Below are 20,580 nucleotides of genomic sequence, written 5' to 3' on the forward strand. Positions count from 1 at the left end.
ATATCGTCATGCCCGTACAATGGTTCAGAAAACTAGCGTCATTGTTCCTGATCGCTTTATCGCTTTTCATGGTTACCCCCGTCTTCGCCCACGAATTGAATATGGGAGGATCAAAATGGTCCATTGGCAAGGATCACATTCTGTCCACCATTGAGCTCGGCCCCTCCTTGTTTCAGCAAATAAGAGGGATCAAGGAATTCAGCCATGACCTTGATAGTCTCACCGATGAGCAGCTCCGGGAAATGGCAACCGGCATTATTCAACCTTACATCAACGAGAAGCTGTCGGTTTCCGTCAATGACCGCTCCTACCCTTTAATGGTAGACAGAATAGAGCGAGAAGGAACATTATGGAAAATATGGCTGAGGGTAAACGATATAAATTTTGACTGGCAAGACAACAAGGTGAAGATTGATTACCGGCTGTTATTTGAAGAAACCAAAAATGACCATGTGAATATTGGTTTGATTTATTTTTCCGATGCCAATGACGACTCTGTGCAGAAGGTCTTCGATTATTCCCAACCGGATTTGCAGTATACATTCGATTCCAACAATACCGTATGGGAATTCTCCGTTAAATCTAAAGCCGCCGCTTTGTGGTCGAGCATATATACCTTCTTATTGCTTGGAATCAAACATATCCTTATCGGATATGACCATATATTATTCCTGGTTGCTTTAATTGTGATAGGTTTATCCACTAGGGAAGCCATAAAGATTATCACTTCCTTTACTGTGGCGCACAGCATTACTTTGCTGCTGGCGGCAATGCAGATTGTCACTCTGAACTCCAAGTTTGTCGAAAGCGTGATCGCCCTCTCCATCTGTTATGTCGCGTTGGAAAACCTGTTGGCAAAACAGATCAATTATCGATGGCTGGCAACATTCATCTTCGGATTGATTCATGGATTCGGCTTTGCCAGCGTTCTTCAGGAGTTCATCGCAGGAAAAACGAATCTTGTTCTCTCGGTAGTCTCGTTTAACGTCGGCGTGGAATTGGGACAGCTGATGGTCTTATTAATCATATTGCCTGTTCTGCAGCTGATGAGGAAAAAGCTCGATCTTAGAAGAATAACCATTATAGCGTCCGCAGTCATTTTTGTCCTTGGCTTGATCTGGCTTGTCGAGCGGGTATTCAACCTGCAACTGGTACCGTTCTAATCATGTCGGAAAAATAGGGAGGGAGAAGTACATGAAGAAAAATAAATCACCATATCTATTTTTTTTTTCAATTATGATTGCTCTAATTATCTTAATTACAAGTCCTGGCACAAGCATGGCTCAAAACAGTTCTCAGGACCTTGAACAGGAATACAGCAATAAAGCGAACCAATTCTTTGTTGATAGAAATTATGAGCAGGCGGCTTTAGTTTTGGAAGAACTTCTGGCAAAGAATCCGGATCTGAATAATGAAACAGTCTACAGGCAATTGACCCATATCTATGATAATTACCTTTTTAATTTTGAAAAAGCTTTGTCCTTTTATGAAAAATATCTTGTCCGATTCCCTGAGGGGAAATTTGCCGGTACCTTTCGTGAAAGAGTGGCTTATCTAAATGAAAGACGTTCCGAATGGCAAGCATTGCGAGATTTTAGAAAAATCCAGTTAGAAGAAGACAATATTCGCATCAATGAAAGCCTGGATGAAGTCGAAACCATTCTTTCAAAGAGTGAGAACGCATTAATTGCTTCCGAAATGCACATCTATTTGGCTAACAAATATTTTGAAATTGCTCAATATCAAAAGGCGAGAAAGCATGCGGAAAAATATATAAACAGCTTTGGCAAGGCCAGCATGTCAAGTAAAGACAAAGCGCTGGCCCTGAAGTTGTATTCCGATATTCTCATTAAGCAGCGTAGTTTCGGCAAGGCTATCTGGGCCCTGGATCAGGTAAGAGTACTCGGAAATCCGGTAGACAACTTTAATTTTGAAGTGGAAAAAACCAATATTATTAACCTAAGAAACATGTGGTATGGATTCATATTTTCCCTTTTGTATTTTATAACTGTGGTAATATTGCTAATTCCCATAAAGTTTTGGCAGCATTTCAATTTACAATATGCCAGGCAACTTGTTGCGCCTTTATTACTCCTTGTCCTAATATCACTAGGTCCTGTCTTGATCCTAATAATAACTGGAGAGCCGGAAGTCGACCTGAGGTTTTTCTTTAGCCTGTTAGGCTTATCAATCCTCTCGCTTATGATAATAAGGCTTCTTGCCCCGCTGTCATTGAAAACAGGCAGATTGGTTTATGTTTTGATAAGTTGTTTGCATATGGCTGGCGCTTCTTTCATGACTTATTACATGATTGTATACAAACCGCTGTAAATGCCGTCATCATGTGAGAAAATCGCTAATTCCAGTTCGGTGGCTTCCATAGCAAAAAAAGGAGGAAGATAACAATGAACACTATAATAGAGGCTGATATAGATCCTGTGGCTGCCTTATTTATGATGTTAATTTGGAGTTCGGCCGCTGCAGCCATATTGATAAACACCATTTATGCTTTTATTTTTTCAAAAAAGGAAAATATATTAAATGAAAACTCTAATGAAGACTGATGAATGGAATGGTTCTTGAAGCTACTATCGTCCACTAGTTCTACGAATCACCCACAACCCGTCTAATCCTCTGCCTGCCCATAAATCTGTATGATATTTCGAATAGAAACCTCGGGATAAACGCCAAATGAGAGATTCTATTCGATTTTTCATATAGATTTATTGATTTTACCATCTTAGGGAAATTTCTATATGATTATTCATACATAATCGCATGAATCGTAATAGTCAAATCAAATCCGGGGGAGCTTATGCGACAGTTGGCGATCTATTTGAATCGAATAATCTATGGTTTAAAGAGGTTGGATAATGTCGAAACTATTAAAACAAATAGAAGAGGAGGGGAAAAGACTGAGCGCAGATCTATCGGAGAAAAGTTTAGGTTTAATTCAAAGATGCATATCTTTGAATCCTGTAATAGTCTTGGGCAGCGGAGCATCTGCTGCTTATGGTTTCGCCGGGATGTCTCAATTGGCAATACATCTTATTCAAAGCATTACTCCGGATCCGGAGGATAATGAAAAATGGAACGATTTTAAGGCTGAGCTTGAATCAGGAATTGATTTAGAGACAGCTTTGCACAAGGTTTCAGTCTCAGAAAAGTTAGAAAAACAAATCATATTAAGTACAAGAGAACTAATATTGCGGAGAGATATTGAAGTGTTCACAGCACTATTAAAAAATGAAATCCATCTTCCTCTTGGTAAGCTGTTACAACATGTTGGTAGAACAGCTAACCAAACCTTAAAAGTAGTTACAACTAATTATGATCGAATGGCAGAATACGCTATTGATCAGGCATTATTAAAATGTAACACTGGATTTTCAGGCGAATATCAAAAGACTTTTACAGGATTTCATCGAAATCCTACTGATCAAGTTGAACTTTTAAAGGTGCACGGTTCACTCGATTGGTTTCTATCCGATGACGTCAATGTGGTGAGCATACCGGATATCATTTCAGAGCAGACCACATTGACTCCACTAATGGTTACGCCAGGAGCACGAAAGTATGAGCATACTCATAACGATCCATTTAGAAGCACTATAGCTAGAGCGGATATTGCTTTTGAAACTGCTGGTTCAATATTGTGTGTAGGATACGGATTTAATGACAACCATATACATTCTAAGTTGAACGACAAATTGAGGCAGGGAAAAGCACCTATACTAATCGCTACCAAGACCTTATCAGATAGTGCAATGAAATTTATTAAAAGTGCAAGAGTTGCCAATGTTATTGGAATCGAGAAATTTAATGGTGGAACAAAAGTTGTGTTTCACGACGGAGAGGAGATTATTGAGGATTTATCATTTTGGTCACTGGATGAGCTAATCAAACTTGTAATGTAAGGGGGTGCTGATATGACAATATTTCAGTATGCGGATGAAGATTTGCTTGGACAGGTTGTAGCTGTGGATACTGCAAGTGTTACATTGCTCGTAAACAACGTTGAAGTATTGAGGAAGATGCAAGTAAACCGTTTAGTTGCGCTGAGAAGCAGTAGGGCAGGTCAGCACCTTATTGGAATTATACATAAAATTATCAGAAAAACAATTGATGCGGAGCTTCAGCTTGCGGATGAAGAATATGATAGAGAAGTATTTCATGAAAACAATTCTGTTCGGATAACTCTAATAGGTACATTTTTTGATAGGTTGTTAATGAAAACAAATGTTTTTAGAAGGACACTTGAAACTGTACCTGAAATTGATGCAAATTGTTATCCAATTGAAGGCGAGAAGTTATCAAGATTTATGCATGCCATTTCTTTTCAAACAGGAGAACAAAAAAATCCATTAAGTCTTGGTAACTATACATTGGATGAAGAGGCGATTGCCTTTTTAGATGCTAATAAATTTTTTCAAAGACATGCTGTGATAGTTGGGAGTACGGGTTCAGGAAAGTCATGGACAACTGCTAGATTAATAGAACAGATAGCTGAATTGCCTAATTCTAATGCTATATTGTTCGATCTTCACGGCGAATACAAAAATCTGAGCGATGATGGAATTAAGCATTACAAAGTAGCAGGACCTGCAGAAATACAAAACGGTGGAGATATTGAGGATGGTGTTTTGTATTTTCCCTATTGGCTGTTAGGCTATGAGGATATGATTAGTATGCTGGTGGATAGAAGCGATCAAAATGCTCCTAATCAGTCAATGGTCTTATCAAGAGCAGTAACTTCATCGAAACTGAGTTTTTTGGAAGAAGCGAATGAACAAGAATTAATAGCAAACTTCACGATCGATAGCCCCATTCCATTTAGTTTGGATTCTGTATTAGTTGAATTGAACAGATTGAATACTGAAATGGTGGATGGCCCTAGGGGAGATAAACAAGGAGAGTTCCATGGTAAATTAAGCAGATTTATTGCAAGACTTGAGAACAAAAGATCAGATCGTAGACTTGCGTTTATGATGAATCCTCCTTCACGAGTAAATGATCTAGGATGGTTGGAGAAACTAGCTGCAGCATTGCTATGCGGTAGAGACAATCAGCAAGAAAAAACAGGTGGAGTTAAGATAATTGACTTCTCAGAAGTGCCTTCGGATATTCTCCCCTTAGTTGTCGGCAGAGTGGCGAGTTTAGTTTTTTCTATTCAACAATGGACTGAAAAATCAGATCGACATCCTGTTGCATTACTGTGCGATGAAGCCCATCTTTACATTCCAAATCATGTCGCTGGTTCTAGTGAATATGAAATTTCAGAGCGGTATTTCGAAAGGATAGCAAAAGAAGGAAGAAAGTATGGGGTCGGTTTAGTTGTAATTAGTCAAAGGCCATCTGAGGTAAATAAAACGATTTTAAGTCAGTGCAATAATTTCGTTGCGTTGAGGCTAACGAATGCTGATGATCAAAATGTAATAAAAAGATTGTTACCGGATAACCTTGGGGGTTTTGCAGAGTTATTACCTGTACTTGACACTGGAGAGGCACTTGTTGTGGGGGATGCCAGTTTACTACCCAGTAGGATAAGAATCGCAGAACCCAATAATAAGCCGAATAGTAATACAATTGACTTTTGGGATGAATGGAAAGTTTGTAATAAAGAAAATTCAATAAGCAGAGCAGTGAAGTCTTGGAGAACGCAAAGTATGTTGGATTAGTAAATAGAAGGTTGGTCAACAATGAATCAACAAGCACAGTTAGGTTCATGTTATAATAGAGCGCACAAGTATGAAATTCATCATCCTGTCGATACGGCGATGATTAAGGAGATTAAACATTGAATAACAATAATTATGAAGCCGTTAGCGAGCTGCCGGAAAACTTCGAGGAGCTTAAGAAAGCGGCCAATCGAACAGCTAGCTGGAGAGATCGATTGAATGCCGTGAATGAATTGGGTCAATTGGATATAGCTCCTGCCATTAAGTTGTTGCAGCATGTTATGGCCGGTGATCAAGTGTTTCAGGTGCGAGAGGCTGCATACCGCAAGCTGAAGCAGCTGGGTGAAAATGTGCAAATGCCAGCGAAAAATAAGGGCGAGTTATTTAAAGGTCTTAACAAGATTTTGCTGCGGATTAAGAAGAGCCTGCCGGAAGGCCATACATTCGAACAGTTTAAGGAAAAGCTCCAAAAGACGCGGTTGGATATTTACGATACTTACGAGGGCGATAAAGGCGCAGAGTTTGACTCCTGGCTTCAAGGTATTTGGGAAGCGCCAACTAGGAAGCAGTAACAGTTCATTGAATATGTAAACATGGAAAGGGAGCGCGGAGGATATCCGCGCTCCCTTTGTGCTAAAAATCATTGGCTAGAGAATGAATGATTTCTCAATGCTGAATTAATCAACAGGAAACAAGTAAATCATTTTCAAATTGGTGACGAATATGGTCGGTCTTAGTAATAGTCAAATCAAATTCACTTCCCCGTCAGATGTCGCAGTTAATCCCCGCCGAAAGCCTAGCTCGTAAAACAGTCCGCGGACCGTTACGAATACAGAAGACAATCTCTACAATAAAGACATAGATGAGGAACAGGAAAGGACGATTAAATATGAAAAAATTGTTTCGTTCAACAACGGACAGCAAGTTAACAGGTCTATGTGGAGGCATCGGTCAATGGCTGGGGATTGATTCCACCATTATTAGACTGCTGGTCATCATTTCGGCATTCTTTAGCTTCGGAGCTGTGATTCTGGTGTACTTTATCGCTACGTTGTTTGTCCCAAAGGCTGTTAACAATAATTTCAGTTATTAGACCGCCACTTAATACTACTCAAGGAGAGATGAAAGAATGGGAATTTTGCAGCGTGTAGTTAGCATGACGAAAGCAGCGGCCAACGAGATGTTGGACAAGATCGAGAATCCGGTTATGATGCTTAATCATTATTTGAGAGATTTAGACGAGGAAATTGTAAAAGCGGAACAAGCAATGGAACAACAGCAAGTACAGGAGCGCATGCTCCAAGCAAAGCTCAATGATCTGAACGAGCAAGCAGGTTACTATGATGGAAAAGCAGAGCAAGCATTAGCCGCGGAACGCGAGGTGGATGCCCGTATGGCGCTTGAAGCTAAGCTCTTGTATCAGGAGCAAGCCGAAGAAACGACGAGGCTTCAACAGCTTGCCAAGCAAGCCGTGCTTGACCTTGAGCTGCATGTTCAAACGCTGAAGGAAGAGAAGATCCGGCTTCAAGGAAAGCATACGGAGCTAATTACCCGTGTTCGGCATACTGGAACACCGGGCCATAAATCCGTGCAGCCGCTGCAAGGGAGCGCAGCCTCAAGAGGCTTTGAACGGATCGAAATGAAGGTAATGGAATGGGAAGCGGGACGTGAGCTTGCCAAAGGTTCTTACGGCGTGAACGCTGGTAGAATGGGCTTCGATCAGCAACAAGAGCAACGCAGCGCACGTGTGGATGAAGAACTGAAACGTCTCCTGCAAAAGAAGCCTAGCGGCTAATCAAAGTTTTATTCCAACAGAAATGCAGCAAAAGAGCTTTCTGGGCAATGAACAAGGGGAGACTCCTTATTCGAATAGCCATTAAACCACAAAACGGCCATCTTTTAAGGTGGCCGTTTTGTCATGTATCTACGTCCAAACGCGCATGGTTACTGTTTATCAAGTGAACCTTCCGTCAGGCTATTGCGATGATGATTTATAGAGGAAAATTCCCGCTAATTACGAGACCGAAGCAGGCAGCGTTCAACAGAAAAGTAATGCCGGCACCGATCAGTAATCCTTGAATGATACCGCTTTTTTTACGGAATATAAGGATAGCAGGAAGCAGGTAAATAAGTTGTACGATGCTGATAAAGAAAAAGGCGACAGGAAAAATGAAAAGTAATAGATGCAGCAGTGCCAACAGTCCGATTCCCATCCATACCTGCTTGGTATGGCCAGGCGATTTGCCGGAAGGCGATACGTCTAGCTCCTTGTTATCCTCATCACTCATTCCACTCATTGCTTTTACCTCCCGGGCGCATGTCATATTCATTTCTCAACTCGGCCAACCTCTTCTCCTGGTCACCACGATAGAACATATTATACGTATCAAAAGGAATGATTCGTCCATCAGGGTGTACGATGTGAACGCAAGATTTTTTAACGGAACGTACATCAAAATTATAGGGATCCAAAAACTGCATAATAATGACACGGAAAACATTATCATAGCTAATGTTGTCAGGCACGGCGACCATCGGCAAGCAGCATAGCAGGCTTTTCAGCGAAAGCGCTGAAGAGGCAGGGGAATGAGCGGTCGAGAACAGCTCGAATATTTTTGACTTAAGTGTTTGATCCTGCTCGAATACGATCGTGTTGCGGCCGCCCTCCAGTAAGATTTGAGGGTCCATTAATCCGGTAAGCGGCAGCACATCCCCGCCAAGCTTCAATGCGTAGCCCATCGCCAAACAATCGGGGTGGCATGGCACCGGAATAATATCCTCAGGGCGAAAAATGCCCGATTGGTCAATTATTCCCTGCCGCACCTCACTAAGGGTCAGACGATCCTTTGCCGGATCGTAATCCTCTAAGCGCCCGGCAGCTTGAATAGGCTGGAAGGTAACGCCTCGCACGGCGGGCTGCTTCAGGCCGAACTGAATAATGTCGCCGATCTCATGATCGTTCAGTCCTTTTTTGAGTGTAACGACCAGCGTGGTCGAGATATTGAATTCGTTTAAATGCTCCAAAGCACGTCGGCGAACGTCGCGCAAATCAACGCCGCGAAGCTCCCTGAGCGCCTCCTCCTGGAAGCTGTCGAACTGCAAGTAAATTTCAAAGCCTGGCATATATTCGGCTAACCGCTTGGCAAAGCTGCGGTCCTGAGCAATGCGGAGGCCATTGGTGTTGAGCATAATGTGCTTGATCGGCTTGCTTTTGGCGAGGTCGAGTATCTCAAAAAACTGTGGATGGATTGTAGGTTCTCCTCCACTAATCTGAACAATATCAGGTTCGCCCTCGTTTCGGACGATGGCATCGAGCATCTTCTCGATCTGCTCCAGCGAGCGCCACGTTTCCCGGTGCGGTGAGGACTCCGCATAGCAGATTGGACATTGCAGATTGCAGCGGTCGGTGACCTCGATCAAAGTCAGGCAGCTATGCTGCTCATGGTCGGGACATAGACCGCAATCATACGGACAGCCGTAGCGGATCGGTGTATTCCAGTGCTGAGGCATCTCAGCAGGCTTTAGAAATTCGCGGCATTTCTTATAATAGGCGGCGTCGCTTGCAATTAATACTTTTTCGCGGCCGTGATGTCCACAATATTTGAGCAGAAATACTTGATCGTCCTCGATAATAACTTTAGCTTCAACCTTTCGCAGGCACTTAGAGCAGACGCTGTTCGTTAGCTCGTAGAAGATGTAGGGTCTGTTTTTGGTTGTCATTGTTATATTTCCCCCTTATGTGAGCTTTGTGGTTTGCCCAGCCATTTGTATAGCAAAGACAAGTAATAGATTAAGCCTATCAAACAAGCTAGCTGGATATTGTTGAGCCCGAGATAAGGGTGAGGGGTAGGCTTGATAAAATCAATGACAAAGCGAAATAAGAGATATCCTGTCATAAAGAGTTGGAAAATCGCTCCGTCAGGAAATGCGGCTCTTTTTTTCCATCGATAGAGCAGCCCGCCAAGCAGAAGCAAGAAAGCAATTTCATATAGCTGTGTCGGGTGTCTGAGAATGCCATCGCCAAAATCAATGCCTGTAATCCAAGATGTTGGAATGCCATAGGTATGGTCATCAAGCCCTGTCATAAAGCAGCCGATACGCCCAATCACCATGCCAGTAATAATCGGCAGTGCCATATCATCTCCTGAGGAACGAGTAATGCCGACGCGCTTCTTCATAAATTCTACACCGATCAGCCCGCCTAGCAGCCCGCCAACAATCGTTTTGCCCTCCATCAAATAGGTGTAGCTGCGCCAGTTTTCTATCGTTTTCAGAGGGTCCTCCAGCCAATACAGCATCTTGGAGCCAATGGCAGCACCCAAGATGGCCCCTACAATGACCCAGAGGCCTTGCTCCATCGGAAACTTATCCTTACTGCGGGTGTAGAGGTACACTCGAAAGCCGATAAAATAAGCGAGCGCTTCAAATACCACATGAGGATGCAGCTTTATAAAGCCAAGATTGATCCAAATAGGGAAGGTCATAGCGGTCTCCAGTGTTTTAAGGATTTCATATCTATAAATTCTCTTAGACTAAGGAAAAATCCTTGTGATTAGAAGGGGGAATTTGTTAATATATGTTTTTTCATCCGTCCGGTCTATGACGAAAGTGTTGAGGCGATGGTCGGATGGGGATTGGATGCTTACCGGCCTTTTGATGTAGTTAGGCTTATTTATCATGTTACAAAAGATAGGGACGAGTGGCAGCCTTTATTTGGAAAAAATAGTTGCAATAACATCCTATCGAGCATATACTTAAATTAGTTGCAATGACATCCTATTTAGGGGGTGAGGAAGGTGAAAGAGGATTTGGCTGAACCATTCAAGGGCGCTACAGAATCGCATGGGAAGTACATTTCGGCTATTTATCGCCATATGCAGATTCTGATCGCTGCCGAGCTGGCACCCTTTCGAATTGGGAGCGGGCAGTACATTTTTCTGATGACTATCGCAGGTCAAGAAAGAATAACGCAGAAAGCGCTAAGCGAGGATCTGCTCATTGATAAAACGACCACCGCGAAGGCGATCGCTAAGCTTGAGGCTGAGGGATACGTGCGAAGGGAAGCCGATCCCGCAGACAATCGCTATCACTTGCTCTATTTGACGGAAGAAGGCCGATCGGTGGTCCCAAAGGTTCAAGAAGCGTTGAACCGTATCAAGAACAAAACCCGAAAGGGCATCACCGACGAGGAGTATGCGTTCATGCTGGATCTGCTAAAGAAGGTGCTCCGCAATATGAGCGACCAGAATGGAGATGTTAATTCATGAGTGCGAATGGAAAGGCAGTCTTGACCGATGAGTTGCTTTCTTGGGCAGGCGTCACTGTACAGCCCCATCGATTCGGAGGGATTGAATTTGTTATAGAAGGCAAAGAAATCGGACATCTTCATGGCGATCACCTCGTCGACCTGCTTTTACCGAAATCTGAGCGTGATGAATGGATAGCTTCCGGAAAAGCCGAGCCCCACCATATATATCCGGAGTCGGGCTGGGTGTCCATCTATTTGAAAACCGAGGAAGACGTTGCCCATGCGATTGAAATTTTGTATTCCAAATATGAACGCATGACGAAAGGGAGGATGAAACCATGATCATTGCCAATCCGTTTGTTGTGGTAGAGAATTGCAAAGAAGAGCTCAAGTATTATCAGAGCGTTCTTGGCGGCGAGATTACCATTTTGAGAAAACAGGGAGAAGAGGTCTTCAACGCGGAACTGCATCTGGGGAGCAGTAAGATTACTTTCGCCGATACGCTTGCAGCCAAGCCGTCTTTAAAAGGCGACTATGTGAGAGTCTTTTTAAAGATCGAGACGGAAGAGGAGTTTCGCAAAGTATATGGAGAGCTGGCAATGGGCGGCCTTATTAATACGGAAGTATATGAGGCTCCCTTTAATGGGCTGCTGGCCATTGTCACGGATCGAAACGGCATTTGCTGGGTGCTTTCCTATTATCGAGACTGAGCGTACGCTCGTACTCTACACGATAAACCGCACAACTTTCAATACAGACAAAACAAAGGCCGGTAGGCCATCCTCTTCCGAGTGGCATACCAGCCTTTGTTGCAAACTGAGTTACGGCAAATTAAATGACAGGTGTCTGAGTCAGCCGCAGCTCTTCTTCCGTTGTCAGTCCGTCCTCCAGCGCCAGTTGGCGCAATTTCAGGTAAAGCTCCGCCTTCGTAGCATTGATATAGGGCAGCACAAACAGTACGCCGATGAAGAGTGCCAGAAGGCCGAGAAGGATCCAACCGAGAAAGCTTAGATCAAGCACGAAAATACGAAATTTATGACTCCGCGTCATTTGATTGCTTAAATCCACCGCTCGCCTATACCCAATGTTGGGATTGTCCGCCAAAATGAACGGCACCATGCTGTATGCGTAGGCTTTGACGAACCCGGGGATGATGAGGAGCAGAAACCATAAGAAGTTCAGAAAACCTCTCCAGAGCATCGCTTTTACGATATCCAGATACCTGTGCTTGTTAAAAGCAAAGCCCAAATGGTTCAGGTTGGCCTCATGTTCCGCAGATTGCTTGAAGTAACGCATCGAACCGACTTCGAGCGGGAAACCGAGAAAGATGCGAAACGCAAGTGCGAACAAAATTACGAAAATCATAACGATAATAATGATAGCAAGGAAAGGCGCGAAGCTCCCCCAATCCATATCCGCGCCGGAGGAGTCGGATGATCCCCCGTTAAGGTTAAAGCTGGGAGCGCTGCCCCCTCCACTGAAAAATGCCAGTATAATACTCACCAAAAATGCCTTCCAGTACGATTTTCGCAGCACATCCTTGGCTCTTCGTTTCAATTCTTTACGATCCCACATTATAATCCCTCTCTCTATGAATACTTTGTTATTCACCATATTTAGACTTTTCCACCATGTTACAAAGTGATGACCACATTTCCCTTTTTATGCCCTTTTTCAACATACCTGTGAGCCTCGGCGGTCTGTTCGAGCGGATAGCGTCTATCGATGACCGATTTGAGCTGCCCCGCTTCGATAAGCTCTTTAAGGAAGATAAGATTTCCTTTGTTCTGCATGAGGCCTGCAGCCACGAACTTTGCTTTTTTGCTGCCGCTCTTTGATGTCCATAACATTTGAAGAATAGTGGATAGCGTAGGGACGGTTGAAAGATAAATCCCTCTTGGCGTTAGCGAGCTTTTACAACTCGAAAATGAACTTTTGCCCACCGCATCGAAAATAACGTCATAGCTCTGACCACTTTTGTTAAAATCCACTTTGGTATAGTCGATTACCTTATCGGCTCCCAGAGATTTCACCATTTCTAGATTCGCGGTACTGCATACCCCGGTAACTTCAGCCCCGAAGTACTTGGCAAGCTGTACCGCATAAGAGCCTACCGATCCGGAAGCGCCATTGATAAGAACTTTTTGTCCTCTCTGAATTTTTGCGGTATCTCTAAGGAAAATTAATGCCGTTAACGCCCCGTCACAGACGCCGACGGCTTCTTCATAGGCCATATTAGCTGGTTTTATGGCCACTGGATCATTTTCCGGCAGACAAGTGTACTCGGCATGAGCGCCGAAGTTTTTTGTACTTATACCGAAAACTTGATCGCCTTTTTTGAACAATGTCACACCTGTGCCCACCGATTCGATTTCTCCGGCTAACTCAACTCCTAATATCTTGTTTTTGGGACTTGTGAGACCATAAATAAATCGGACCATGAAGGGGTCAGCCTTTCGGAAGGCGCAGTCCGACGGCGTTACGATTGCCGCATGTACCCTTATCCGTACTTCATTATCCTTGGGAATAGGTTTTTCGACTTCTTTGAGCTGAAGAACATCCGGTGTTCCGTATTTTTCGTACACAATCGCTCTCATAAGGATTCCTCCTAGATTAGTTTTTACAAATTATTCCACTCAAAAGAGAATACCTCTTCCAACGGTAATTTGAAGACGAAAGCAATACGAAAAGCCAATTCCAGAGAAGGGGAGTATTTTCCTTTTTCAATCGCTACGATGGTTTGTCTAGTCACACCTACTTTTTCAGCCAATTGCTGTTGAGTCATTTCATCATGGTGAAAACGCAAGTTTCGAATGTTGTTGCTAATAAGACCGTTGCTGTTGCCGTTGCCCATCTTAGACTCCTTTCCGATAAAGATACAGCTGCGAAATATATCCGATAACCTCTGACATGAACCCTGACAAAATAATGATGATGAACATCACGGAATACGGCATATCCATAACCAGCGATCCCATCGATAGAACAACGCCAAGCATAAACACATAATGAGAATTTCTTGTGGCTTTTAATTCGATTAATTTGTCTAGTTCATCGGAGAATGAAGGCTCTTCCTCATTAGTCGTTATTCTGTAGAAGATATTGAATGCAATTTGAATGATGATTTTGGCTATAATCGACACCGGGATCAAGATTAAAATGAAGGATCCCCAAAAGCGGAAGGCCTCCGTAGAATCCAGGCTCCCTTCTTGGTGCCTTTGAAACATATACAAACAATAAAATCCGAAAATCAGTATGGTGGCAATTAGAGAAACGATATTCTTTTTTTCCTGATAGGACATGTTTTACTCCTCCCCCCATACGTTATCCTTTACTTTCCAGTAAAGTTTGTTATACATAATGTAACTTAAACTATACACGTTGTCAATTATACTTTACACCAATTAACAAATTAATTTCCTAAAGTCGTTTGGCTGATCGTCAACCAGATATTAATCCTTAACATAGGATTTAGAAAACATTTACTTCGTCTACATATCAACAAGATATACTTAAATCATCTGTATGAATGATAAGGGGATGATATTTATGGCGCTGACTTACATCCATCATGAGATGAAAAAAAAGCTTTTAACCGCGGAGCCCACCATTCACGAAACAGCGGCTCTGCATAAATGCTATATTGGGGAATGGACGGAAATAGGAGCTAGAACCCGCATGAATGAAGTGACATTCGGAGATTACAGCTATTGTACGGACGAGGTACAGATCAACTATGCGGAGATTGGCAAGTTTTGCTCGATTGCTTCCCATGTCTGTATTAATCCCGGCAATCACCCCATGTGGAGGGTAACCCAGCATCACGCCACTTATAGGAGAGCAGCCTATCAGCTAGCCGAAACGGATGATATGGAATTTTTTGAGTGGAGAAGATCGCGCAAGGTGACCATTGGGCATGATGTCTGGATAGGACACGGGGTTACGGTTATGCCCGGGGTAACCATAGGTACCGGTGCGGTCGTCGGTTCGGGTGCGGTCGTAACAAAAGATTTGGAGCCTTATACGATCGCAGCGGGTGTGCCGGCCAAGCAGATCAAAGAAAGATTTTCAAGACAAGTGAGCCGCAAGTTGCTTGAAATCGCTTGGTGGGACTGGCCGCGGGACATGCTGGAGGATAAATTTGATGAGCTTAATGATGTAGAGAAATTTATTTCAAAATATGGAAGCTAAATTATAACGTGAACATCCTTCTATTTTTTAATAGAAGGATGTTTTTTTATTTTTCTAAATATTCTAAATAATTTCTTTAAAATTTGATGACATTGCTCTGATGTCGACAAGTTAACTTTAAGGTGCTTGAGATTCAGAAGAAGGAGGGGACAAAACGATGAGGGAGTTAGACCGTCATATTACCACTCCCCGTTACCTTGAAATCGCTGATGTGTTACAAACTGAGATTGTAAACGGCAAGTACAAGCTTAATGAGCGCCTACCGTCTGAAGCACAGCTATGCAATCGTTTTCGAGAGAATCGGTATACGATCAGACAAGCTTTAGACATTCTGCTCTATAAAGGTATCATGCGTTCACATCAAGGCAAAGGTCATTATCTTTGTGAAAAGCCGCTAAATCTTCAATATACAATTACACCCGAGATGAGGTTTTCTAAGGTCATCGCAATGCTTGGCTGCACACCTTCGGCGAAGCTGCTGCAGCAGGAAAAGCTGGTACCGCCTGAAGCGGTTGTCAAGGGTTTAAAGCTGGAACCCGGGGAAGAGGCTTTCCGTTTGGAAATTTTACGGTATGCCAACAGTATTCCACTGACCTGGAACGTAACCTGGCTTCCGGTCAAATATTTTCCTGAGCTGCTGGATCATACTTATTCTCTAGATTCACTGTATACGATGCTGGACGGTGTGTACGATGTTCAACTGTACCGGATCTGGTCAACCTTCCAGGCGATTTATCCGACAGCGGTAGAAGCCGGTCATTTAAAAGTGCCGTCAAACATTAATCTGCTTCATATTGAAAGTGTCATGAGGGACGGAGACATGCGTCTTGTCGAGTATACGTCAGCGAAATATCGCGGGGATTTATGCAGAGTTTCCATTCAGTTTGAACAGGTGTAACGGCTATTGCTTCGCATGAACGTTAGCTGCGTTTGTGGGTAGCTCAGTTCTGTGCCGTCCTCAGGCGGCAAATATTAAAAAAACAATTCAGGAGGAAATCATGAACAATCTTTTGTCGGTTATGGGAGTTGTGAAGGGTAAGCACGCACTGGTTTCGGTCATTATTGCGGTACTGGCGCTGACAGGCTGCGGAAACAATGCGACTGATGCTACACAGGGGGAAGAAATGAATGCGAAAGGCTCGGCTGCCGAAGCCTCTGTTAAGGTCGATGAGGAGTGGCCGGAGGTTCTTCGTGTCGGTGTTCTGCCGGGTGAGGAAGAAGGCAAGCTTTCGCGCGGAAACCAGAAGTTTGTTGAGGATTTAGGCGCTGAGCTGGGCATTAAGACAGAGCTGTTCGTAGGAGATGACTATACGGCGGTTATCGAAGCCATGCGTACGAAAAAAATCGATATCGCCTCATTTGGCCCCTTCTCTTATATTATTGCAGCCGAACGAAGCGGTGCCATTCCATTTGCCGTAAAAGCCAAAAGCTTGGAACAGGCTTACTACGAAAGCTGGATTGTCGTGCCTGCCGATTCAACCGCACAAACGCTGGAGGATTTGAAGGGTAAAACCTTCTTGTTCGCCGACCCGGCATCGACTTCCGGTCACTTGTTTCCGCGAGCCGTCTTTATTAAGCAATTAGGAATAACGACGGAGGAAGTGGAAACCTACTTTTCCAACCTTTCCTTCTCCGGCGGACATGACAAATCCATTCTAGCTATTGCCAAAGGCACTGCGGACGGGGCAGGCGTATGCAGCAGCTGCGTGCAGAAAGTTATTGATGCCGGGCTTGTTAAGGAAACCGACTTCCGGATTATTGCGAAGTCCGATCCGATTCCAACCAGTCCTTTTACTTACCGTGCGGGACTTCCAGGCGATTTGGTCGAGAAGATTAAAGCCTTCATGTTCGAGTACCACACCATGGAGCCGGAAGCGGGCTTTTTCAGTAACGGAACCCAGAAATTTTTCCCTATAGAAGATAAAGCTTATCAGGTTGTTAAAGATACGGCTAAAGCTCTTAATATGAGCCCCGACGAATTGCTGAAATAGTCAGAAGGAGAGGGAAAACATGTCTGCTCTTTTGGAGATTCGTAATTTAAAGAAAACATATACCGATGGAACGACAGCGCTGCAGGGTGTTGATTTTAAAGTAAACCGGGGAGAGTTTGTCGTGATCATTGGTTCAAGCGGAGCGGGAAAAAGTACTTTGCTGCGTTGTATTAATCAGCTGGTGCAGCCTTCGGAGGGTGCTGTCCTGTTTAATAATGTGGATACGACCAAAGCAAGCAGCAGCCAGGTAAGAAAGCTTCGCCGCGAGGTTGGAATGATTTTTCAAAGCTTTAACCTCATAGAACGTGTTTCCGTGTTAAGAAATGTGTTGAACGGTCGTCTTGGCTACATGAATCCGATCACAGGAACGCTCGGCTTGTTCTCCAAAAGGGATGTAGCAGAGGCCAAAAAAATTCTGCTCCGTCTGGGTTTAAATCAACAGATTTATAAGAGAGCGGATGAATTAAGCGGCGGTCAGCAGCAAAGAGTGGGCATTGCCCGCGCGCTCTCTCAGCAGCCTATGCTGATCCTTGCCGATGAGCCTATCGCGAGTCTGGATCCGCTAACATCGGAATCGATTATGAATCATCTTCATTCGATCTGTCGCGAGGACGGTATCACTTGTATCGTAAATCTTCATCAAGTCGACGTTGCCAAGAAATATGCGACCCGCATTATCGGCATTCATAAGGGAACCGTCGCTTTTGACGGGAGGCCGGATGAATTATCAGAAGAAATCATTCAGCACATCTATCAGAAATAAACACGTGAGGAGCAATCGAGAGCAATGGAAGATCGATTGAAAGAATTGCAGCGGCAAAAGAAACTGCAGGCATGGCTCGTTGCCGCTGCTATCGCAGCCTTTACGGTATGGTCGTCTGTCGAAACCGGTTTCTCATTTTCCGAGCTCTTTAAAGGTGGATCGGAGATCTTTCGCTTTATCTTCTTTGACTTTCTTCCCCCGGATTTCTCGAAGGTGAAGAATTTGATTGGGCCAGCGCTTGATACGATTTATATTAGCTTTGTTGCAATGATCGTAGGAGCTTTCATGTCAATGGTACTGGCTTTCTTTGCAGCGACAACAACGGCACCGAGCAAAATGATCCAAGTGGTTGTGAGAGCATTCAGCTCCGTTATGCGGAACATTCCGACTTTGATCTGGGCGATATTGCTTGTATTCGCTTATGGTCTCGGCACTACGGTAGGCTGTATTGCGCTGATCATTACCTCCATTGGGACGTTGACAAGAGCCTACGCGGAAATTTTGGAAGAAATCGATATGGGGCAGGTTGAGGCGATTCGGGCAACAGGGGCATCGTATTCCCAGGTGCTGGGACAGGCTGTCATGCCGCAATTTATGCCGGGATTTATCGGTTGGTCGCTGTATAAGCTGGAGCTTAATATTCGGGCGTCTACTATTATTGGGATGGTCGGCGGCGGCGGATTGGGTTATGCCATTCAAAAGGGGATAAAGCTGTTTCAATATCAGGAAGTGAGCCTCGCCATTATAATGGTCATCCTTATCGTCCTCATGACGGAATGGACGACCAGTAAAGTAAGGGAGAGAATCATATGAGCACGAACTGGTCCGAAACTGCCGGCAAGCTCTCGAATCTAAAGCAGCAGCAGGATCACGATGAATTTCCAAGGAAGCCTAGAATGGATTCCGTCTTGCTGGCAGCCTCTCTATTCGGGATTGCGTTTTTTATTTACTGTGTGATTCGGCTGGACTTTGACTATTACGGGATTTACCGGGGCACGCTCACGTTTATAGGTTCTTTTGCCAATATGTTTCCCCCAAACGTATCGGATTGGAAGGGAATATTGTCGGCGGGACTTGTAACGCTGCAAGTGGCGGTTGTAGGAACCGTTCTGGCTGTCGTGGCTGCATTTATATTATCTTTTCTGGCTGCGGAAAATGTTTCACCGCGAACAGCAAAGGCGGTTAAAGGTTTTGCGTCTTTTCTCCGGGCTGTCCCGACACTGGTATGGGCTCTGATCTTTATTGTTGCGGTTGGCTTAGGGCCGTTTCCCGGAATTTTGGCGATCTGCGTGCATGCCACCGGCATGCTCATCAAAGTTTTCTCACAATCCATCGAAGAAGTGGATGAAGGCGCTTTGGAAGCCATGCGGGCAACAGGTGCCGGTTGGCTGCAAATCATGGCCCACGGCGTACTCCCCAATGTGTTCACATCGTTTATGGCGTGGAGTGTGTTCCGGCTGGAAATCGACATTGGGGAATCTGTTATTTTAGGAGCTGTCGGAGCCGGCGGCATCGGTTGGGAAATTTCGAATGCCATGCGGGCCTATGAATTCAATACGGTTGGTTTTGTAGCTTTTGTTATATTTCTCATGGTATTCAGTGTGGAATTGCTTACAAATCGGTTGAAAACCAAAATCAGAAGGCGAGGATAGCGCCGATGAAAAAAAGTCAAATAACGCGGGCGTTAATTGAAGGCGACGGCATACTGCTGCGGCGTCTATGTGAGCAAATAGAAGAAAGCTACGAGGTTTCGATTTTGAAAGCACCGGAGAAGAGCCTGGTCATGACAAAAGCGAATGATTCGGTATCGCAGCAGCCATTTTACATGGGCGAAGTGCTGGTTACGGAATGCACCATTTCAATAAACAGTGTCTACGGCTTCGGTGTTCTAATGGGAGAAGAAGCGGAGCGGGCCTATCAGCTTGCGGTAGTGGACGGGGCGTTTCAAGCGAAGCTTCCGGAAACGGAAGCCTGGTATACGGAGCTGCTCATGGAAGAGCAGAAGGTAGATGAAAAACATAGACGCGAATATTCGCGAGCGATGAAATCGAAGGTGAATTTCGACACGATGGAGGAGTATAATGCCAAGCGCTAAGGAGCAGGTATTCGATCGTATTCACGATACGCAGTTTATTTATCGCACTTTGCTAGAGGCTATGTCTCGTCCCGGTCATGTGAGCAGCATAGCGCCGGCATGCGGCAAGCTGGAATTAGCGGACCCCGCGCATAAGATCGTTACAGGACTCGCCCTTACGCTGCTTGACGGCGAGGTTAGCTTTTCCATTAGCATGAAGCGCGGCGGGGAGCTGGAGGATTCCATTCGTAAGCAAACCTTCAGTCAGGTTCAGCCTTCTGAAAAGGCGGATTATATCTTTGCAGACGGCAGCGGTGATGAAGACTATATTCGAGAGTTAATGTCATCCGTTAGAACTGGTACATTGCTCGCACCCGAAGCAGGAGCAACACTATTTCTAATGGTGGATCATTTTAATAATGAGAATACGGTAACAGATCAGTGGACGCTTAGCGGTCCCGGCATTATGGAGACCCGCACCTTATCGGTAAGCGGGATTTCCAAGGAATGGATGACGGAACGCGCCCGGGTCAATGCGGAATACCCTATGGGTGTGGACATGGTTTTGTTCACGCCAGGCGGACAGATGACGGCTCTGATGCGGACAACAAAGGTAAGGGGAGTGGGCATTTAAG

General features: G+C 44.4%; 26 protein-coding genes. 19 read left to right on the forward strand and 7 right to left on the reverse strand.

What is annotated here, in order from left to right; all coding sequences use genetic code 11:
• The first annotated feature begins 8 nt into the window (after positions 1 to 8).
• The 8 genes from DFP97_RS00190 (at position 9) to DFP97_RS00220 (ending at position 7,473) form a co-directional block, all read left to right on the forward strand.
• Positions 9 to 1,163 (forward strand): HupE/UreJ family protein, encoded by a 1,155-nt coding sequence (locus tag DFP97_RS00190; RefSeq protein WP_114377973.1) that lies wholly within the window; start codon positions 9 to 11, stop codon positions 1,161 to 1,163.
• A gap of 31 nt (positions 1,164 to 1,194) precedes the next feature.
• Positions 1,195 to 2,331: a tetratricopeptide repeat protein gene (locus DFP97_RS00195; protein WP_114377974.1), complete on the forward strand. Its 1,137-nt coding sequence runs from the start codon at positions 1,195 to 1,197 to the stop codon at positions 2,329 to 2,331.
• A 74-nt stretch (positions 2,332 to 2,405) separates the two neighbouring features.
• On the forward strand, positions 2,406 to 2,564 hold the full coding sequence (locus DFP97_RS30510; RefSeq protein ID WP_181873292.1) for a hypothetical protein: 159 nt from the start codon (positions 2,406 to 2,408) through the stop codon (positions 2,562 to 2,564).
• A gap of 309 nt (positions 2,565 to 2,873) precedes the next feature.
• On the forward strand, positions 2,874 to 3,917 hold the full coding sequence (locus DFP97_RS00200; RefSeq protein WP_114377975.1) for an SIR2 family protein: 1,044 nt from the start codon (positions 2,874 to 2,876) through the stop codon (positions 3,915 to 3,917).
• Positions 3,918 to 3,929: 12 nt separating this feature from the next.
• On the forward strand, positions 3,930 to 5,678 hold the full coding sequence (locus tag DFP97_RS00205; protein ID WP_114377976.1) for an ATP-binding protein: 1,749 nt from the start codon (positions 3,930 to 3,932) through the stop codon (positions 5,676 to 5,678).
• 119 nt (positions 5,679 to 5,797) lie between these two features.
• Positions 5,798 to 6,250 (forward strand): HEAT repeat domain-containing protein, encoded by a 453-nt coding sequence (locus DFP97_RS00210; protein ID WP_114377977.1) that lies wholly within the window; start codon positions 5,798 to 5,800, stop codon positions 6,248 to 6,250.
• 317 nt (positions 6,251 to 6,567) lie between these two features.
• Positions 6,568 to 6,771, forward strand: a complete 204-nt coding sequence (locus tag DFP97_RS00215) for a PspC domain-containing protein (RefSeq protein ID WP_114377978.1) — start codon at positions 6,568 to 6,570, stop codon at positions 6,769 to 6,771.
• A gap of 36 nt (positions 6,772 to 6,807) precedes the next feature.
• Positions 6,808 to 7,473: a PspA/IM30 family protein gene (locus DFP97_RS00220; RefSeq protein WP_114377979.1), complete on the forward strand. Its 666-nt coding sequence runs from the start codon at positions 6,808 to 6,810 to the stop codon at positions 7,471 to 7,473.
• A 196-nt stretch (positions 7,474 to 7,669) separates the two neighbouring features.
• Here DFP97_RS00220 and DFP97_RS00225 read toward each other — a convergent pair whose 3' ends face one another.
• Genes DFP97_RS00225 through DFP97_RS00235 form a run of 3 tightly spaced genes read right to left on the reverse strand, consistent with a single transcriptional unit; the run spans position 7,670 to position 10,162 of the window.
• The gene (locus DFP97_RS00225) at positions 7,670 to 7,975 is read right to left on the reverse strand and encodes a hypothetical protein (RefSeq protein WP_114377980.1); all 306 of its coding nucleotides are present in this window, start codon (positions 7,973 to 7,975) and stop codon (positions 7,670 to 7,672) included.
• On the reverse strand, positions 7,959 to 9,398 hold the full coding sequence (locus tag DFP97_RS00230) for a radical SAM protein (protein ID WP_114377981.1): 1,440 nt from the start codon (positions 9,396 to 9,398) through the stop codon (positions 7,959 to 7,961). Before DFP97_RS00230 ends, DFP97_RS00225 begins: the two co-directional genes overlap by 17 nt.
• Positions 9,399 to 9,400: 2 nt before the next feature.
• Positions 9,401 to 10,162 carry a prolipoprotein diacylglyceryl transferase gene (locus DFP97_RS00235; protein ID WP_114377982.1) on the reverse strand — a complete coding sequence of 254 codons (762 nt, stop codon included), beginning with the start codon at positions 10,160 to 10,162 and terminating at the stop codon, positions 9,401 to 9,403.
• A 312-nt stretch (positions 10,163 to 10,474) separates the two neighbouring features.
• Between DFP97_RS00235 and DFP97_RS00240 the strand changes: the two genes are divergently transcribed.
• Genes DFP97_RS00240 through DFP97_RS00250 form a run of 3 tightly spaced genes read left to right on the forward strand, consistent with a single transcriptional unit; the run spans position 10,475 to position 11,636 of the window.
• On the forward strand, positions 10,475 to 10,945 hold the full coding sequence (locus tag DFP97_RS00240; RefSeq protein ID WP_245975767.1) for a MarR family winged helix-turn-helix transcriptional regulator: 471 nt from the start codon (positions 10,475 to 10,477) through the stop codon (positions 10,943 to 10,945).
• Positions 10,942 to 11,268: a luciferase domain-containing protein gene (locus tag DFP97_RS00245; RefSeq protein WP_114377983.1), complete on the forward strand. Its 327-nt coding sequence runs from the start codon at positions 10,942 to 10,944 to the stop codon at positions 11,266 to 11,268. The genes DFP97_RS00240 and DFP97_RS00245 overlap by 4 nt, the downstream gene beginning before the upstream one ends.
• A complete protein-coding gene (locus DFP97_RS00250) occupies positions 11,265 to 11,636 on the forward strand; it encodes a VOC family protein (RefSeq protein WP_245975768.1) in 372 nt (123 codons plus the stop codon). Before DFP97_RS00245 ends, DFP97_RS00250 begins: the two co-directional genes overlap by 4 nt.
• Before the next feature lie 121 nt (positions 11,637 to 11,757).
• Here DFP97_RS00250 and DFP97_RS00255 read toward each other — a convergent pair whose 3' ends face one another.
• From DFP97_RS00255 to DFP97_RS00270, 4 genes are read right to left on the reverse strand one after another with little or no spacing between them, the layout of a single operon-like run.
• Positions 11,758 to 12,501 carry a DUF975 family protein gene (locus DFP97_RS00255; RefSeq protein WP_114377984.1) on the reverse strand — a complete coding sequence of 248 codons (744 nt, stop codon included), beginning with the start codon at positions 12,499 to 12,501 and terminating at the stop codon, positions 11,758 to 11,760.
• A gap of 59 nt (positions 12,502 to 12,560) precedes the next feature.
• The gene (locus DFP97_RS00260; RefSeq protein ID WP_114377985.1) at positions 12,561 to 13,523 is read right to left on the reverse strand and encodes an NAD(P)-dependent alcohol dehydrogenase; all 963 of its coding nucleotides are present in this window, start codon (positions 13,521 to 13,523) and stop codon (positions 12,561 to 12,563) included.
• Between the two features lie 23 nt (positions 13,524 to 13,546).
• Complete coding sequence (locus tag DFP97_RS00265) at positions 13,547 to 13,780, reverse strand: helix-turn-helix transcriptional regulator (RefSeq protein WP_114377986.1); 234 nt, start codon at positions 13,778 to 13,780, stop codon at positions 13,547 to 13,549.
• A gap of 1 nt (position 13,781) precedes the next feature.
• Positions 13,782 to 14,228, reverse strand: coding sequence for a hypothetical protein (locus DFP97_RS00270; protein ID WP_114377987.1), 447 nt, complete (start codon positions 14,226 to 14,228; stop codon positions 13,782 to 13,784).
• 274 nt (positions 14,229 to 14,502) lie between these two features.
• Between DFP97_RS00270 and DFP97_RS00275 the strand changes: the two genes are divergently transcribed.
• The 8 genes from DFP97_RS00275 (at position 14,503) to phnH (ending at position 20,579) form a co-directional block, all read left to right on the forward strand.
• The gene (locus DFP97_RS00275; RefSeq protein WP_342773243.1) at positions 14,503 to 15,117 is read left to right on the forward strand and encodes a DapH/DapD/GlmU-related protein; all 615 of its coding nucleotides are present in this window, start codon (positions 14,503 to 14,505) and stop codon (positions 15,115 to 15,117) included.
• A gap of 157 nt (positions 15,118 to 15,274) precedes the next feature.
• Entirely contained in the window at positions 15,275 to 16,015 is a 741-nt protein-coding gene (locus DFP97_RS00280) for a GntR family transcriptional regulator (RefSeq protein ID WP_114377989.1), read from the forward strand.
• A gap of 100 nt (positions 16,016 to 16,115) precedes the next feature.
• Positions 16,116 to 17,108 (forward strand): phosphate/phosphite/phosphonate ABC transporter substrate-binding protein, encoded by a 993-nt coding sequence (locus DFP97_RS00285; protein ID WP_114377990.1) that lies wholly within the window; start codon positions 16,116 to 16,118, stop codon positions 17,106 to 17,108.
• Positions 17,109 to 17,127: 19 nt separating this feature from the next.
• A complete protein-coding gene (gene phnC / locus DFP97_RS00290) occupies positions 17,128 to 17,871 on the forward strand; it encodes a phosphonate ABC transporter ATP-binding protein (protein WP_114377991.1) in 744 nt (247 codons plus the stop codon).
• Between the two features lie 24 nt (positions 17,872 to 17,895).
• Complete coding sequence (gene phnE / locus DFP97_RS00295) at positions 17,896 to 18,684, forward strand: phosphonate ABC transporter, permease protein PhnE (protein WP_114377992.1); 789 nt, start codon at positions 17,896 to 17,898, stop codon at positions 18,682 to 18,684.
• Positions 18,681 to 19,523, forward strand: coding sequence for a phosphonate ABC transporter, permease protein PhnE (gene phnE, locus DFP97_RS00300; protein ID WP_114377993.1), 843 nt, complete (start codon positions 18,681 to 18,683; stop codon positions 19,521 to 19,523). The genes phnE (DFP97_RS00295) and phnE (DFP97_RS00300) overlap by 4 nt, the downstream gene beginning before the upstream one ends.
• Positions 19,524 to 19,528: 5 nt before the next feature.
• A complete protein-coding gene (phnG, locus tag DFP97_RS00305) occupies positions 19,529 to 19,966 on the forward strand; it encodes a phosphonate C-P lyase system protein PhnG (RefSeq protein WP_114377994.1) in 438 nt (145 codons plus the stop codon).
• Positions 19,953 to 20,579 (forward strand): phosphonate C-P lyase system protein PhnH, encoded by a 627-nt coding sequence (phnH, locus tag DFP97_RS00310; RefSeq protein WP_114377995.1) that lies wholly within the window; start codon positions 19,953 to 19,955, stop codon positions 20,577 to 20,579. The genes phnG and phnH overlap by 14 nt, the downstream gene beginning before the upstream one ends.
• The last annotated feature ends 1 nt before the right edge of the window (position 20,580 follow it).

The organism is Paenibacillus prosopidis (genome assembly GCF_003337375.1).
GTDB classification, from domain to species: Bacteria; Bacillota; Bacilli; order Paenibacillales; family Paenibacillaceae; genus Pristimantibacillus; species Pristimantibacillus prosopidis.